This window comes from Arthrobacter sp. P1_D4 (genome assembly GCF_056406115.1).
Genome location: NZ_JBFUAU010000002.1, coordinates 182,563 through 196,927, shown reverse-complemented (window position 1 = coordinate 196,927; position 14,365 = coordinate 182,563). Strand labels below are relative to the sequence as shown.

General features: G+C 65.5%; 12 protein-coding genes. 8 read left to right on the top strand and 4 right to left on the bottom strand.

Annotation, left to right across the window (positions count from 1 at the left end):
* Positions 1-46 precede the first annotated feature (46 nt).
* Positions 47-2,689 (bottom strand): helix-turn-helix transcriptional regulator, encoded by a 2,643-nt coding sequence (locus AC1D0A_RS01835; protein ID WP_476945067.1) that lies wholly within the window; start codon positions 2,687-2,689, stop codon positions 47-49.
* A gap of 143 nt (positions 2,690-2,832) precedes the next feature.
* On the opposite strand from AC1D0A_RS01835, the gene AC1D0A_RS01830 reads away from it, so the two are divergent.
* On the top strand, positions 2,833-3,399 hold the full coding sequence (locus AC1D0A_RS01830) for a potassium channel family protein (RefSeq protein ID WP_223916964.1): 567 nt from the start codon (positions 2,833-2,835) through the stop codon (positions 3,397-3,399).
* Positions 3,400-3,653: 254 nt separating this feature from the next.
* On the top strand, positions 3,654-5,159 hold the full coding sequence (locus tag AC1D0A_RS01825) for a hypothetical protein (protein ID WP_476944430.1): 1,506 nt from the start codon (positions 3,654-3,656) through the stop codon (positions 5,157-5,159).
* A gap of 102 nt (positions 5,160-5,261) precedes the next feature.
* Here AC1D0A_RS01825 and AC1D0A_RS01820 read toward each other — a convergent pair whose 3' ends face one another.
* Positions 5,262-6,092 carry a class II glutamine amidotransferase gene (locus AC1D0A_RS01820; RefSeq protein ID WP_028276753.1) on the bottom strand — a complete coding sequence of 277 codons (831 nt, stop codon included), beginning with the start codon at positions 6,090-6,092 and terminating at the stop codon, positions 5,262-5,264.
* Between the two features lie 282 nt (positions 6,093-6,374).
* Here AC1D0A_RS01820 and AC1D0A_RS01815 point away from each other — a divergent pair, with 282 nt between their 5' ends.
* The 4 genes from AC1D0A_RS01815 to AC1D0A_RS01800 all read left to right on the top strand — a co-directional run bounded on the left by AC1D0A_RS01815 (position 6,375) and on the right by AC1D0A_RS01800 (position 9,255).
* Positions 6,375-6,818 (top strand): hypothetical protein, encoded by a 444-nt coding sequence (locus tag AC1D0A_RS01815; RefSeq protein WP_243177833.1) that lies wholly within the window; start codon positions 6,375-6,377, stop codon positions 6,816-6,818.
* Positions 6,819-6,912: 94 nt separating this feature from the next.
* Positions 6,913-7,299 carry an SHOCT domain-containing protein gene (locus tag AC1D0A_RS01810; protein WP_230010772.1) on the top strand — a complete coding sequence of 129 codons (387 nt, stop codon included), beginning with the start codon at positions 6,913-6,915 and terminating at the stop codon, positions 7,297-7,299.
* 96 nt (positions 7,300-7,395) lie between these two features.
* Positions 7,396-8,547, top strand: a complete 1,152-nt coding sequence (locus tag AC1D0A_RS01805; protein ID WP_243177834.1) for an AI-2E family transporter — start codon at positions 7,396-7,398, stop codon at positions 8,545-8,547.
* A 39-nt stretch (positions 8,548-8,586) separates the two neighbouring features.
* Positions 8,587-9,255 carry a GAP family protein gene (locus tag AC1D0A_RS01800; protein ID WP_243177835.1) on the top strand — a complete coding sequence of 223 codons (669 nt, stop codon included), beginning with the start codon at positions 8,587-8,589 and terminating at the stop codon, positions 9,253-9,255.
* An 86-nt stretch (positions 9,256-9,341) separates the two neighbouring features.
* Here AC1D0A_RS01800 and AC1D0A_RS01795 read toward each other — a convergent pair whose 3' ends face one another.
* Positions 9,342-10,937: an MFS transporter gene (locus AC1D0A_RS01795; protein ID WP_243177836.1), complete on the bottom strand. Its 1,596-nt coding sequence runs from the start codon at positions 10,935-10,937 to the stop codon at positions 9,342-9,344.
* 340 nt (positions 10,938-11,277) lie between these two features.
* On the opposite strand from AC1D0A_RS01795, the gene AC1D0A_RS01790 reads away from it, so the two are divergent.
* Positions 11,278-11,919, top strand: coding sequence for a LysE family translocator (locus AC1D0A_RS01790; RefSeq protein WP_043436044.1), 642 nt, complete (start codon positions 11,278-11,280; stop codon positions 11,917-11,919).
* A gap of 130 nt (positions 11,920-12,049) precedes the next feature.
* Positions 12,050-13,042: a thioredoxin-disulfide reductase gene (trxB, locus tag AC1D0A_RS01785; RefSeq protein ID WP_476945066.1), complete on the top strand. Its 993-nt coding sequence runs from the start codon at positions 12,050-12,052 to the stop codon at positions 13,040-13,042.
* Positions 13,043-13,116: 74 nt separating this feature from the next.
* Here trxB and AC1D0A_RS01780 read toward each other — a convergent pair whose 3' ends face one another.
* A complete protein-coding gene (locus AC1D0A_RS01780; protein WP_476945065.1) occupies positions 13,117-14,247 on the bottom strand; it encodes a hypothetical protein in 1,131 nt (376 codons plus the stop codon).
* Positions 14,248-14,365: the final 118 nt, after the last annotated feature.

The window sequence follows — 14,365 nt, the reverse complement described above, 5'->3', positions numbered from 1 at the left end:
CGGGACCGGTGCCTCACCGCGAAGGCCATCAAGGCTGCCGCGGGGTTCAGACGATGCCACGCTTGGCGGCCGTCTTGAGCGCGTCGCGCCTGCTTACCGCCCCGAGTTTGCGGTAAATGGACCGTTCGTGGGTCTTGACCGTGTTCACGGAAATGTACAACGCCTCGGCAATTTCAGCAGCGGTCATGATGGAGCGCATGTAGGAAAGGACTTCGCGTTCGCGCTCGGTCAGGTTCCAGTAGGACTGCGCACGAAGGCGGGTCTCACCCTGTGCCTCGCGTGCCATCAGCGCTGCGATGAACGACTCGTGCGCTGTGCCCCATACAGCGTGCTCCACGAGCAGATCCGCCAATTCCTCTCTCCGTTCGGCGAAAGGACGCAGGACGGTTTCAGGCTCGGCACGGAGGACAGCATGTTCAATCCGCTCGTGTGCCGCCGCGGCATCTCCGGCTCCATGGGCCATGATCGCCTCGGTCAGGCTCAGGCAGGTGTCGATATATGAGCTGCCGCGGCGTTCGGCCAGTGACTCGGCACAGCGTTGCGAAGCGGCGGTGTCACCTTCGCGACGCAGCAACTCCGCCAGCAGCGTATCCGCCAATGCGCCGTGCCCCCCGGCACCCAGTGGTTGGACGGTCCGCAAAGCTCCGTCCCGGTCGCCCCTGGCTTCGGCAATTTTCGCCACCGCGATGGTCTCCAGGGCATTCCATGACACGGCGTACCGTCCCCGCCCGTGAAAGGACTCCAGCGCCGCACCGGAGTCGGCCAGGCGGGGCAGGTCGCCGGCGGCGCAATCAACCAGGACCCGATAGATGGCGCTGAGCGGACCCGTCGGTAACAGCTCGCTGCCCAATCGCTGTGCTTTGGTAAGACAGGTCCGCGCAGCCTTCAGATCATCATTCCAGTAGCACGCGATGCCCCGGGCCAGCCAGGCCGGAGCCATCCGTTGCCGCGAATTCCAACCCAGCGCCTCTCCCCGTTCCAACGCCGCCGTGCCAAGTTCGTCGGCGCTCGCGAGGTTACCGGCGATGGCGTGAGCCAACGCGAGCTCGGCCTGGGCGCAGATTTCCACGGCTTCCAGCTGTTCCGGGTTGCCGGTGGCCGCCGTTGCCTGGAGTAGCGCCGTCGCAAGTTCGCCGGTGCGGTGCAGCCGGAACTCTGCCTGGGCCAGCAGGAAGAGTCCTGTCGAGAAGGAGCTGGAGCGCCCATCGCCTGAAATGTCCGTCGTCGACTGGCCGTCGTCCGTCTCGGTGTGCGGGTCCAGGCGGCCGTCGGCAGGCAACGGCTCGTAGAGCGCCCGGTAACTCTCCAGTCTCCGGCGTCGAATTGCGTCCAGCGCGAAGGTCCGCGACAGCGCCCGGTCGGTGAGCTCGGCTGCGGCGGTGCCGTCGCCGGAAAGGGCACGGCAGACCGAACGGATCATCAGGATCTCCGGATCCTCGCCCCACGGTGCGGGGAGATCCAGGCACAGCCGTTCAAGGGTCTGCACGTCGTTTCCGAGCAGGAATTCGAGCCAATGGGCGCCGAGGGAAATCACGGCTTGCCGGGGTGCGCTTCCTTGCAGCGCCTGGGCGACGCCCTCGACGACGTCGACGTCCTGGTAGTACCTCGCCGCCACGCGGTGCAGACGCTCGGCGAGCAGAGGGTCGCGCCGCTGCAGGATGCGCCGGCACTGCGCCGCGAAGAGGGAATGCCACCGGAACATCGATTCGCCCGCACGGTATTCGTGCTCCTCGATGAAGAGCCCGTTACGGAGGCATTCCTCAAGCAGCACGCCGCCGCGGGGACGGCCTTCGAGTTCGACGGCGAGCCGGCGGCCGAGCCAGTCGCTGGTAGTGGCCCTGAGAATGAATTCGGCCAGCGACGGTTCGATCTGGTCGAGGATCTCTTCTGCGACGTAGTCGGCGAGCGGGACGTGCATCGGCGCGGAGCCTGGCGTTGCGAGCGGCACGTTGCGCGCCTGCGCCAACGTGACCAGGCTGGCGTGGACTGCCACAGGCCAGCCGGCAGTCATCTTCCAGAGCGACCCGGCGTCGAACGTTTGATCCTGCCCCAGCGCACTGGCGAACTGGGCAACTTCCTCCCGCGTGAAGGCCAGTTCGGCGGCGCGAAGTTCACCCAGTCCCTCGCCGTACCGGAATCTTTCGAGCTGGATGGACGTATGGCCGCGTCCCGAGAGGACCAGCCGCAGTGAGGGGGGTGCCGATGCTGCGAGCACCCCGACGATTCCGTTCGCCAGCCCAGGTCCGGCCAAATGGACGTCATCGATCACCAGGACAATCGGTTCGGTGAGGTGCTCGAGTGCCCCGAGGAGAAGGTCGTAGGAAGCCGCCCGGTCATGGGCAAGGCTCGGGTCAAGAGCCAGGAGGGCGTCGGTTCCGGGCAACGGCAGTTTGCTCGCCGCGGACTGGATCGCCCCAACGACACCGTGAAACAGCCGCGCGGGCTGCGTGTCGAACCGGTCAAGTGACAGCCATGCGCACGGCAGAGCGCACTTGCGGACCCAATCACCCAGGAACGTGGACTTGCCGTAGCCGGCCGGGGCCGCAACGAGGGTCAGGCGGTGCGAATCTGCGGCCGCGGACAGGGCGCTTTCCAGACGTGGACGCTCCAGCGCTCCGAGACCGCGCACAGGCGGGCGGATCTTGAACTGTGGGCCCGGTACCCATTCGGCTTCTAGCCTATCTCTCACATTCCACATGCTAGGTGGGGGCAAAAGGGCACCAACAGGGCGCAAAGACCCCTTGTGCGCCGCTCCATAGCGCGACAATACGGCGATTAGGACGACCCGATTGCGGCACGGCACGAATTGGGTGCCCGGCTGTATCATCAGTCATGCCTATGAAGCACGGCAGCCCGACAGACCCGATTTTCCTTCATGACCTCGACAAGGCCGACCGCAGGCGGGTCATTATTTTCGCGATTGCACGTCTCATCGCATTTTCGGTTGTGGTCCTCGCCCTGTATTTCTTTATTCCCGTCGGGGGATTCAATGACGCCGATCCCGCGGCCGCCTGGATCCGCCTGGCGGGTGTCGTGCTGGTCTTTTTCGCAGTCTTGGCAATTCAATTGCGGCTGATACTCGTGGCGCATATTCCGAGGGTTCGGGCGGCCGCGGCTGTCGCCGAAACCCTGTTGATGTTTTTGTGTCTCTTCGCGCTCCTTTACACATCAATGTCGATCACATCTGCGGCGGCGTTTAGCGAGCCCCTGAGCCGAACCGATGCCCTTTACTTCACCACTTCCACGTTTGCCACCGTCGGGTTCGGGGATATTACGCCGGTAAGCCAGCTGGCGAGGGGTGTCGTGTCCGTCCAAATGATTGCCGATTTAGGTGCACTCCTATTGATCGCAAAAGTCGCGTTCTTCGCGGCCGGGCGGCGTCTGGGCGGCGAATCCTGAATCCGCCGCCGTCATCACCCAAAACGGATGACAGCGGGCCGGCCGGCTGAAATTTCGCGGGCAGTGCCGGGATTCGGTGCGCCACTCTGCACGTCCGACGCGCGGCCTCCAGCCCGTAGGGACGGCCGTGGCCGGCCCTTCCCCGGCGTGACAGATCACCCTGTGTGGGTGGGGCTGGACCGGCACGCCGAGTGAACAATGAAAATAGCCGTGAAATGCCCAGCCGCGGAACACAAGCTAAGGCGGATCCCCTCATGTCGCTGAACGATCAGCCCGCTGGCCCCGCTAGCCCGGAACAGGAAGAAATTCTGCGGTTACGGGCAGAAGTTGCCCGTCTCCAGCAGGAACGGGACACTGCCCGCAAGGCCCCGCCCAGGCCGGCCGTGCGGCATACGGGGCTGGCCCGGCGCATTGTGGCAATCGTGCTGGTGGTTATCACTGGCCTGTTGGCCTTCGCGACAGTTCCGGCCCTTTACCTGCGCAGCGAAGTCATCGACACCGATCGCTACGTCGCCACCGTCGCACCGTTGGCCTCGGACCCTGCGATCCAGGCCGAAATCGCCGACAAGGTCACCCAACAGATCACCGACGCCGTGGATTTCCAGACCATCACGCGCGATGCCCTGAACGAGCTCGCTAAAACGGCGCCCCGCGTGGCGGCCGTGCTCACCGGGCTGGCCCCGATGCTTGCGGAGCAGACCAAAACGCTCATCCATACCGCCGTTGCCAGATTCGTTGCGACACCGCAGTTCCAGGACCTTTGGATCCAGGTGAACCGGGTCGCGCACCAGGGGCTGGTCAACCTTGCCACGGGAAGTACGGGAGGCACGGTCAGTATTGATGAGAACGGCACGGTGTCGATTTCCACGAAAGAGATCATCGCCCGGGTCAAGACTCTCCTTGTCCAGCAAGGGGTGGATATCGCCTCGAGGATCCCGGAAGTTGACGCGCAGATCGCCCTGTTCCAGTCGCCTGAACTGGTCCGTGCCACGGAAACCATCCGGACCCTGGACCGGCTCGGCCCAATACTGGCGTGGCTGACGGTGCTCAGCGCCGTGGGCGCCATTGCAGTTGCCCCCCGGGGCCGGAGACGGAGCACGACGAGCGGCGTGGGGTTGGCCGTGGCGGTGTCGATGGCGGTGCTGGCGCTGTCCCTTGTGATCGGGCGAAGCTACGTCCTGAACTCGATTCCGACGAGTGCTGTCTCCCCAGCGGCGGCAGAAAGCCTGGTCGAGGCGCTCTTGGTACCGCTGCGCACCAGCCTGCGCCTTGTCTTCGTCGTCGGACTGCTGATCGCCCTGGCAGCATTTCTGGGGGGCCACTCGCGTCCCGCGGAGTATGTCCGGCACGGCCTGGCGACTGCGGGCGACTACATCACCGGCAAGATCGGCGGCGGCCAGGCCAAGCCATGGCAGCTCTGGTTGGCCCGCTACCGGCGGATCATCGAAGCCACCGTCGTCGGCATCGCTGTGCTGGTGCTGATCTTCTGGCAGGACCCGACGGCGGCCGTCGCCATCTGGACGGCCGTCCTGGCCGTGCTGGTCATTCTCGTGGTCGAACTGCTGTGCCGGCCGGCCGTAGCCGGCGTGCCGGGCGCCGAACCCGGAGGCGAGCCGGGCATCGAGCCCGGCGGTGAGTCCAGTGTCGAGTCCGGCACCGAGCCAACCGGTGAGCCGGTCACGGCGGGCGGCCCTCCCGATGACACGTATCCCACGACTCCCATCCCCCGGGCGCCCGACGCCGGAGGAACCGGCGCGTGAAGGGCCGGCGGCGGGACCGGACCACCGGTTAGCGCCGCACCAGCCGGTGCTGCACGGCAGCGGCACCCGTCGCAGACGCTGAGGGGGGCACCGCCGCCGGCACTAGGGGGCGGTCGGCGTGAACGGGAACAGGTCCTCGCCGGCGCCGTGCACCACCACGCAGGTGGCCTCGGGTACTTCCCGCCACGCCCCGCGGAGATCCCCCAGCGGTTCGGAGACGACCAGGCGCGCGTTGTCCGCCAGGTCATGAAGCAACGGGTTCTCCGGGTACTGGACGCGAAGGGTCGCGACGTCGGTGCTGTGGAACAGCGACCGGGACTGCCGTTCACTCGAGTAGCGGAACGCCCAGGTGGTGTCGCCGTCGGTCGTGGCCACTGTCATCTGGATTGGCTGCTCGATCCCGTGGCGCCGGCCGACGTCTTCAATCAGTCCAACCGCGGCAGCTACGGCCGCCCTCGGGTCCTGCTCCAGCCCGAAGGTCAGGGCGAGGAAGAAGAAGAGCTCTGAGTCCGTGGCTCCCTCGATCAGCGGAAAGAGCGATGGCTCAACGGCCATGGCCAAGTCGCGCTTCACCGTCGGGAACTCCCGGATGAGTCCGTTGTGCATCCACAGCCAGCTGCCGTGGCGGAATGGATGGCAGTTGGTCTGTTGGACCGCCGATCCGGTCGAGGCCCGAATGTGCGCGAAGACCCGGCCGGCCGACGCCTGGGCCGACAACTCGCGGAGGTTGCGGTCATTCCACGCGGGCTCCGTGCTGTGGAACAACCCGGGATACGGCGCGGATCCGTACCAGCCCACGCCGAAGCCGTCCCCGTTGGTGGTTTCAACGCCCATTCGAGCGTGCTTGCTCTGCATCACGAGCGAGTTGGTCGGTTTGTACAACAGCTCCTCCAGTTGCACCGGCGAACCCGAATACGCTAGCCAACGACACATGGCATCCTCCCTCAGTTGTGGACTGCAGTCCATCACGGCGACGGAGCGGGCACATCATCACCCCGGGGTGATTCGGGCCGCGGGGTGGGAGGCAATGGGGTCCCACCCGTGTTCGATAGTTCCGGCGTCGCGTCCCCGCTGGTCAGCGGCGTGCCTGGCATGGGGAGCGGCGTGAAAGGATCACCCGCGGCGGGTGACGCGCAAGCGGGCCCCTCACCCAACACTGGTGGTACCTGCCAGTGATTGGGCTGCCAGGCGAAAGCCCATGGAGAGGCGAGTCCAATGTCGACACCAAAACCAGTCCTCGCGCGAATGTCTGCGCTCGGGGCGGCAGTTGCGCTGCTCGCCGGCTGCGCCACCTCGGGACCCAGCAACAGCCCCAGCGCGAGCCCGACGGCGAGCGTTTCACCGGTTTGCGCTGCGGCCACTGGCTTTTCAACAGCCCTGACGAATTTCAAGGACTCCCTCAAGCCAGGCGCCACGATCGGCCAGATCCAGGCGGCCCGTGATCAGGTGCGGAAGAGCTACGACGATCTGGTCAACGCGGCCAGCGACGCGGCCAAAGATCGGGTGGATGCCGTTAAAGCTGCCCAACAGAAGTTCACCTCCGCTGTGAACTCCGTTCCCGACGACGCCACCCTGACGCAGGCGGCCAACTCGCTCAAGGACGAAGCCGCGAACGTGCAGGCCGCCATCAGCGATCTCTCGAATGACGCCAAGTGCTAGCCCGGGTCTTCCGGGATATCCGCGGTGAAACCCATTCCCATCCAAGGCTGCGTTCGTAGGCGACGCCGCACCAAGCGAAAGTAGGGAAGCCAAAATGAATTTCTTCGAGAACTTTTGGGATATTCTCTGGTGGTTGTTCATCTTCTATGCGATTATCGCCTTCCTGTATGCAGTGTTCATGGTGATCGGCGACCTCTTCCGCGACGACGAACTCAGTGGCTGGTGGAAAGCCGTCTGGATCGTCCTTCTGGTCTTCATACCGTTCCTGACCGTGCTGGCATACATGATTGCCCGGGGCAAGGGCATGGCGGAGCGGTCAATGGCGCGGGCCCGTAAATCCCAGCAGGAAACCGATGCCTACATCCGCAGTGTCGCCACGGCCAGCCCCACCGAGGAGATCGCGAAAGCCAAAGCACTCATGGACGCGGGAACCATCAGTGCAGAGGAGTTTGCCCAGATCAAGAGCAAGATCGTCGTCTGACTCCGGGTTGAGGCGCGAGGAGCAGGCCTGGCCAACTCGCTATTCATGAGGCCATGAGGCTTCTAAGATATGGCTAGGCTGAACCAAGGAGGGCTCATGGAGCCGGAACCATCGGAATCCAATCGTTCGGCCCTCCCCCGCACCGTAATAATCCTGCTCGCCCTGGCCAGCGCGACGATTGCAGCGTTCGGCCTCGGCGCGATCCAGGGAATAGTCACCCCCGTCTTTTTTGCCTTCGTGCTGACGCTTTGTGTCCATCCGCTGCGCCGCTGGATGCAGGCACGGGGAATTTCCCGGGGCATCGCCACCGGGACCACCATCGCGGCTGTCTTCGGATTGCTGACCGCCTTCGCCGCAGTCCTGATTGCCTCACTCGCCCAGTTCTCCGCGTTGCTGCCGCAATACGCCCCCCAAATGGCCGAGTTCGGCGCAAGGATCTCCGCGATGCTGGAATCTGTAGGATTTGGCCCGGAGCAAACCCAGGCAGTCCTGAACGGGTTTACGCCGGGCCGCATCGTCGGGTTCCTCGGCGGCCTCCTGGGAAACGTCGCAAGCCTGGTGACCAGCCTCGTGATCATCCTGACCATGCTCATTCTTATGGCGATTGACGGCTCGCGCGTGCCGGCGCTCTTGATTCACCTGAACTATCACCGGCCGGCACTGGTTTCAGCGCTCAACGGCTTCGGAACCGGTGTACGCCGCTACATGGTCGCCACCACAGTCCTCGGAATCGCGCAGGGGTTGTTCAACTGGCTGGTTCTGGTCATCCTGCAGATCCCCGGCGCCCTGCTCTGGGGGCTGCTGTCTTTCATCTGCAGCTTCATCCCCAACATCGGGTATTTCATCGCCATCATCCCACCGTTGTTCTTCGGCTATCTCACCGGGGGCTGGCCGACCTTCGTGGCAGTCATCATCATCTATGGCGGAATCAACAGCATCATCCAGTCGATCATCCAGCCGAAATACGTGGGCAACGCGGTGTCGCTGAGTGAGACGTTGACCTTCTTCTCCGTCCTCTTCTGGGCAGTGGTCCTGGGTCCTGTGGGCGCCGTCCTCGCCGTTCCCCTGACGCTCTTGTTCCGAACCATCCTGCTCGATTCCGACCCGACACTTTCATGGTGGCGGCCGTTGACGGGCGACAATAAGGACCTCGAACTGCTCATCAAGGAAGAAGACAAGGCGATCCGGGCACGCCGCGGACGACTGAAGACGGGCCGCCCGGACACCGGAAGCGGGCCGAAGGCATGACATGCCGTCGGGGTGCTGCCGGGGGAAGGTGAGGGGAGCATGCTGAGCACTCTCAGCAGCCTGGCTCTCTTCGCCCTGGCCGGGGCTCTCAGCACAGTGCCTGTCAGCGTGACGATCATGATTCTGCTCTCGCCAAGTCCGCGCCGCGGCGCCCTTCCCTTCCTGATCGGCAGCCTCGCGGGTTCGATCGTGGTCGTGGGCCTGGCGGCGGTCGGGCTGCAATTCCTGCCCGTCAAACCGCCGCGCCTGCGTAAGGACGAATGGGTGGCACAGTTCGCCATTGTGATCGGCGCGCTTCTGGTTGCGTACGCCGTGTACCTCCTCGTGAGCAAGGGCGGCCGGGACAACGCCATGCTTGGCAAGATGAAGTCGCGGTTCCGCTCGGCCCGGCCCTGGGAATTCGTCGTCCTGGGCCTTGGCTTTAACCTTCGCCCGAAGGCACTCCTGCTGGCCGTCACCGCCGGTGCCGTGATCGGTGTCCAGGAACTGCCGCCGCTGCCAAGCAGCCTGCTTGTCCTCGCCTACGCCGCCGTGGTCCAGTCAGCCGTCATCATTCCGGTCGCTGTGTGGCTGCGCTCCCCCGAACGGGCCCAAGTGCCTTTGACCGCCCTGTTCAATTGGCTGCAGCGCAATGGCCGCAGGATCGCAGCGATCGCGACGCTGACGATTGGGATCTTCCTCGTGGGCTACAGCCTTCTCCAGCTCTGATCGGACTACCCCGAAACCACGCGCCTCGACGGATCCCGGGGAACTTCGCTGTCAGGGGTGCACCTGGACGCTCGCCGCTGTGGACTTCAGCCCAGGACGCTCCCCTCGCCGGTGCCGGCGGGCTTGGGGTCAGGGATCCGAATCATGCGGAACGAAGTACCCAGCCCGGCAAGGCCGGCAAGGATCGGGACGAACAGTGCAATCTGGAGGGCCAGGGGCCGTGCCTCCGTGTTGATGCGGATGATTTCGTTCTGGATGTCCTCCGGCTGGCCGGCGATCTGTTCCTGGAGTTGCGCGTCGCTCATCACCTGGGCGTCGTCTTCCAGTACCGTCGCGACCTGCTGCTTGTCGTCGGGCGGGAGGACCGTGCTGGCATCGGACAAGCCGATGAAGATGGTCGAGAGCGATGCCAGCATGATGCCGCCGGCGAACGCAAGTCCGAAGGACAAGCCGAACGATCCCGCGGCCGAGTTCACGCTGGCGGCCTCGCTGACCCGCTCGTCCGAAATCGGGGACAAGGTGTAGTTGTTGAGCTGGGATACCAGCAGCCCCAGGCCAAAGCCTGAAATGATCAGCGGGATCAGCAGCCACCAGCCGGAGTCAGCTCGCGGCACGATTGGGACCAGCACCAGCAAACCCGCGATCAGAAACAGAAAGCCCCAACGTATGAGGCTGGCCGGGCGCCGCCTCCCGGACCTCTTCCCGACGATCATGGCGACAGCGAACATGGTCAGCGAGAGCGGGGCGATGGACAGGCCTGACTGCATCGCGTTGTATCCGAGCACCATCTGAAGGTAGATGGGCAGCACGATCATGGTGCCACCCAGAGCGATCTGCTGGAGCATTTGTCCCGTGGCACCAAAGCGGAAGGCTTTTGCTTGGAACAGGTCCGGGTCCAGCAGCGTCGGCTTGTTGCGGCGTTTGCGCTGAAGGAGCCAGTAGACCAGGCCGCCCAGTCCGACGGCACCCACGGCCAGGAGTGCGCCCACTGCCTCGCCGCCTTCCTGCCAGACCAGGATTCCGAGCACGACGCCGCCCATGCCGACGATGGACAGAAGTGATCCGAAGATATCCAGTTCCCGGGGCCCGGTGTACGGCACGTCTTTGACGAGCTTGATTCCGGACAGGACGACCGCGATGATGAGGGCCTCGAGCAGAAAGGCGACGCGCCAGGACAGGAACGTGGTGAGGAAGCCCCCGAGCAGAGGACCGACGGCGGCGGCGATCGCGGCCGACGCGCCGACCAGGGCGTAGACCCGGTGCTGGGCATCTCCCTCGAAATTTCCGTGGATGAGCGACTGCATGGCGGGAAGGAGCAGCGAGGCGCCAAGGCCGCCGATCAGGGCCCAGCAGATGATCACCGGGAGGAGAGTCTGGGCGAGCGTCATCGCCACGGCGCCGACGGCGTAGCAGGAAAGCCCAATGACGTAGGCGCGCTTGCGCCCGATCAGGTCGCCAATCTTGCCGCCGATCAGGATAAAGGCCGCGGATACCAGCGCCTCGAGGGCGATTGTCGACTGGAGTCCGCTGACGGTCGCGCCTATGTCGTCCACCACGGCGGAGATCGATACGTTCATGATCGACGTGTCGACAACCAGCACGAACATCGCCATGGCCAGCAGCAGCGCCAGCCTTTGGTTGAACTGCACCGGCGGGGTCCCGGCGTCCTTCGGAGGGTTCATCGCGGTCCGCCTCCCACACTCGTTGGCTCGCTCGGGTCCACCACACAACCGGACATGTTGCCTCCTCTGGAGCAGACCGGGCAGTTCACGCATGAGCATGGTCCTGCAGGCACATCCCATCAGCGCCCACCGCAATGCGATGCTGATGCAAAGCTAGCGGTCCGGCCTCGAGACCGAATCATGCCCAGCGGGTGAGGTTGCTGCCCCCTTCCGCCGGCGACGAGCGGGGCTGCGCTCCAGTGTGCCCGTATTGGCCTAACGTAGAAGGCTGCCCGGGTTTCGTTCCCGGACAGAAATTCACCACCCACCGCCACAGACTGACGCCCGGAGGAAATCCCCGATGCTGGAACAACTGGCAGCCTTCGTGCTGACCTGCCTGGTCGTAGTGGTGGTGCCCGGACCTGACTTTGCACTTGTCCTCAGGAATGCGCCCCGCGGCACACGGGCGGCAACCACAGCCGCCGCCGGCATCATGGTTGGCAACACGATCCTTGCCGTGCTGGCGGTGCTCGGTGTCACGGCGCTGCTGGGGGCCTCGGAAGTCGTCGGGACCGGGATCAGAATTGCCGGGGCCGCCTACCTGCTCTACCTGGGCCTGCGCGCCTTCGCTGAGGCGTTCGCCAGAACACCCAAACCCAGCCAACCCCCGGCACCGGCAGCAGAACGCCAACGCGGCGGGAGCTCGCCTTTCGTGCAAGGAATGGTGAGCAACTTGCTCAACCCGAAAGTCGCCGTCTTCTACTTGTCGCTGTTCCCGCAGTTCACTGTCGCCCCGTTGCCGCCCCTCGCCCAGCACGCATTGATGGCGGGCATCTTCCTGCTGATCGCGTTGGCCTGGTACGTGCTGCTGCTCAGCGCGCTCAAGAAAGTGACCGGAGTCCTCGCCCGGCCCCGGACCGGCCGGATCGTTGTCGGGGGTTCAGGCGCGGTCCTGGTCGGGGTTGGCGGCACCATCCTGACGCAGACGCTGGCCTCCGCCTAGCCGCCCGGGCAGCTCCCGCGCAGCGTTCCCGGGTGTCTGAACTCCGGATCAACCCCGGGGGCGTTGATAAGCGCCCCACCGGGCGGGATGATCAGCACATGCCGGCAACCGTCACCGAAGGAGCCCGACCGTGAGCGCCGCAATCAAGACAACCGAGAAGCTGATCATCATCGGGTCCGGTCCCGCGGGGTACACCGCGGCGATCTACGCCGCCCGGGCCGGGCTCAAGCCGCTCGTCATCGCCGGTGCGGTCACTGCCGGGGGCGCTCTGATGAACACCACCGAGGTGGAAAACTTCCCCGGTTTCCCGGGCGGCATCCAGGGCCCCGAACTGATGGACGGCCTGCAGCAGCAGGCCGAAAAGTTTGGCGCGCAGGTGGTGTTCGACGACGTCACCGAGGTGCGGCTCGCCGGGCACCTGAAGCGTGTGGTCACCGCCGCCGGGGCGAGACATGAAGCGCCCGCCGTCATCCTCGCCACGGGCTCAGCGTATAAGGAACTGGGCCTGCCGGAGGAGAAGAAGTTCAGCGGCCACGGACTGTCCTGGTGCGCCACTTGCGACGGCTTCTTCTTCCGCGACCAGGACATCATCGTGGTCGGCGGCGGCGACTCGGCGATGGAGGAGGCCACGTTCCTGACCCGCTTCGGCAAATCGGTGACCGTGGTGGTCCGCAAGGGCGAACTGCGCGCCTCCCGGATCATGGCCCAGCGGGCCAAGGACAACCCCAAGATCAGGTTCGCCTGGAACTCCGCCGTCACCGCGATCCACGGCAACGGCAAGGTCACCGGAGTGACCCTGACCGACACCCGCACCGGCGACACCCGGCAGCAGGCCGCCACGGGCATCTTCGTCGCGATCGGGCACGTGCCCCGGACCGAGCTTTTGGCCGGCCAGATAGACCTCGATGCCGACGGCTACATCCAGGTCGACTCCCCTACGACGGTCACCAACCTGACTGGCGTCTTCGCCTGCGGCGACGCCGTGGACCACCGCTACCGCCAGGCCATCACCGCCGCCGGCACCGGCTGCGCCGCGGCCCTGGACGCCGAACGCTTCCTGTCCGCGCTCGAGGACGCCGACAGCATCGCCACAGCGCTGGTCGAAGAACCGACGCACTCGTAGGCGAGCCTTGAAGCGGCCCTTCCCGACGGCACTCCCTGCGTCGGCACTTCCGTCGTCGGCAGGCCCCGCGGCACTTACGGGTCGGGCACTGCGCTGTCTGTTGCGGAAACTGGCCTGTTCGCAGGCTCAGCCGGCGATGGCAGCGGCCGGGCCGGCAGGTTCGCCTCAAGCTGGTCGGCATCGACGGCTGCGAGGTTACGGATCAGGATGATGAGCCAGGCGAAGATCAGCGACGCGGCGATCAGCTCCACCGCGGTCAGGTTGTAGTAGCCCACCGGGAACCACAGCACCGCGGCGACGACGATGACCGCCAGGAATAGCCACCCAAGCGCAGCGAAGGTGGCCGAGACGGACGGAACCAGCGTGCGGATGCGGACAATAAGGGACGCGAAGACCACCACCATGCCGGACGCGACCAGGGTGTGGAGCCCGAAGCGCTCATCGACGGGGAACAATCCCACGCAGGCGAGGAAGACTCCGATCAGGGCGATCCCGCCTTCGAGCAGCCTCACCCGATGCAGCGCGGACGGGGACTTCGCGGTCGCCGCGAGGGTCGCCGTCGCATATCCCGCCAGCGTGGAGATGACCACGCCGGCGACGATCAGGGTGAAGTTGAACGCCACTCCGGAGACGTCGGAGCTCATGCCGAGGGCACTGAGGTTCTCCTGCCACCACAGTGGATCCTGTGCGGTGAGCATGCTCGTGAGCAGGCCGGTGACCAGGAAGCCGGCGAGGAGGGCCGCGAGCCGGTAGGCGGTCATGCTGAGCGCGGACAGGTAGGCGATATAGGCGCTGATGGCTCCTGTGGTCCCGACCAGGACAGCGGCCGCGAACGGGTAGACGACCGCACCGATGAACGCCTGCTGGAACAGCGAAAAGAGCGCCAGCCAGCCGAGCAGGAAGATGCAGGCGTGCGCCAGCGCGAGTGCGGCGATATCGATGGACGTGCGGATCCGGCCTCCCCCGCGGGCCTCCGGTGCCACAGCCGGACGACGTTGCAGGCAACCGGCCACCACCGCCCCGGCGCCCAACACTGCCGTGCCGATCGAGGCAATGTCACCGACTGAACCCCGTCCGGACAACGGCACCGGTTCCCGCCCGATCAGCAGAAAAGCGATGCCGCCCAGGACGAGGAAGGCGGCGCTGCCGACGAAGAGCGCCCGCGCCTCTGACGTGACGGCTGCTGGCTTGTTCGGGTCTACCATCACTCACTTCGATTCGCTGGCGTTGACGGCTCGTGCAGTTCCGCCGTCAGCGTCAGCCCCTTGTGCTCCAGCAATCTTTCGCATCCCGGGCGCTCGCACACCGGCGGTACTCCAACGC

Excerpts from the sequence above, each read along its gene's own strand:
- AC1D0A_RS01805 (WP_243177834.1), top strand. The coding sequence starts at position 7,396 with ATGGAGCCGGAACCATCGGAATCCAATCGTTCGGCCCTCCCCCGCACC.
- AC1D0A_RS01825 (WP_476944430.1), top strand. The coding sequence starts at position 3,654 with ATGTCGCTGAACGATCAGCCCGCTGGCCCCGCTAGCCCGGAACAGGAA.
- AC1D0A_RS01815 (WP_243177833.1), top strand. The coding sequence starts at position 6,375 with ATGTCGACACCAAAACCAGTCCTCGCGCGAATGTCTGCGCTCGGGGCG.
- AC1D0A_RS01810 (WP_230010772.1), top strand. The coding sequence starts at position 6,913 with ATGAATTTCTTCGAGAACTTTTGGGATATTCTCTGGTGGTTGTTCATC.
- AC1D0A_RS01830 (WP_223916964.1), top strand. The coding sequence starts at position 2,833 with ATGCCTATGAAGCACGGCAGCCCGACAGACCCGATTTTCCTTCATGAC.
- AC1D0A_RS01800 (WP_243177835.1), top strand. The coding sequence starts at position 8,587 with ATGCTGAGCACTCTCAGCAGCCTGGCTCTCTTCGCCCTGGCCGGGGCT.
- AC1D0A_RS01790 (WP_043436044.1), top strand. The coding sequence starts at position 11,278 with ATGCTGGAACAACTGGCAGCCTTCGTGCTGACCTGCCTGGTCGTAGTG.
- AC1D0A_RS01795 (WP_243177836.1), bottom strand. The coding sequence starts at position 10,937 with ATGAACCCTCCGAAGGACGCCGGGACCCCGCCGGTGCAGTTCAACCAA.
- AC1D0A_RS01780 (WP_476945065.1), bottom strand. The coding sequence starts at position 14,247 with ATGGTAGACCCGAACAAGCCAGCAGCCGTCACGTCAGAGGCGCGGGCG.
- AC1D0A_RS01820 (WP_028276753.1), bottom strand. The coding sequence starts at position 6,092 with ATGTGTCGTTGGCTAGCGTATTCGGGTTCGCCGGTGCAACTGGAGGAG.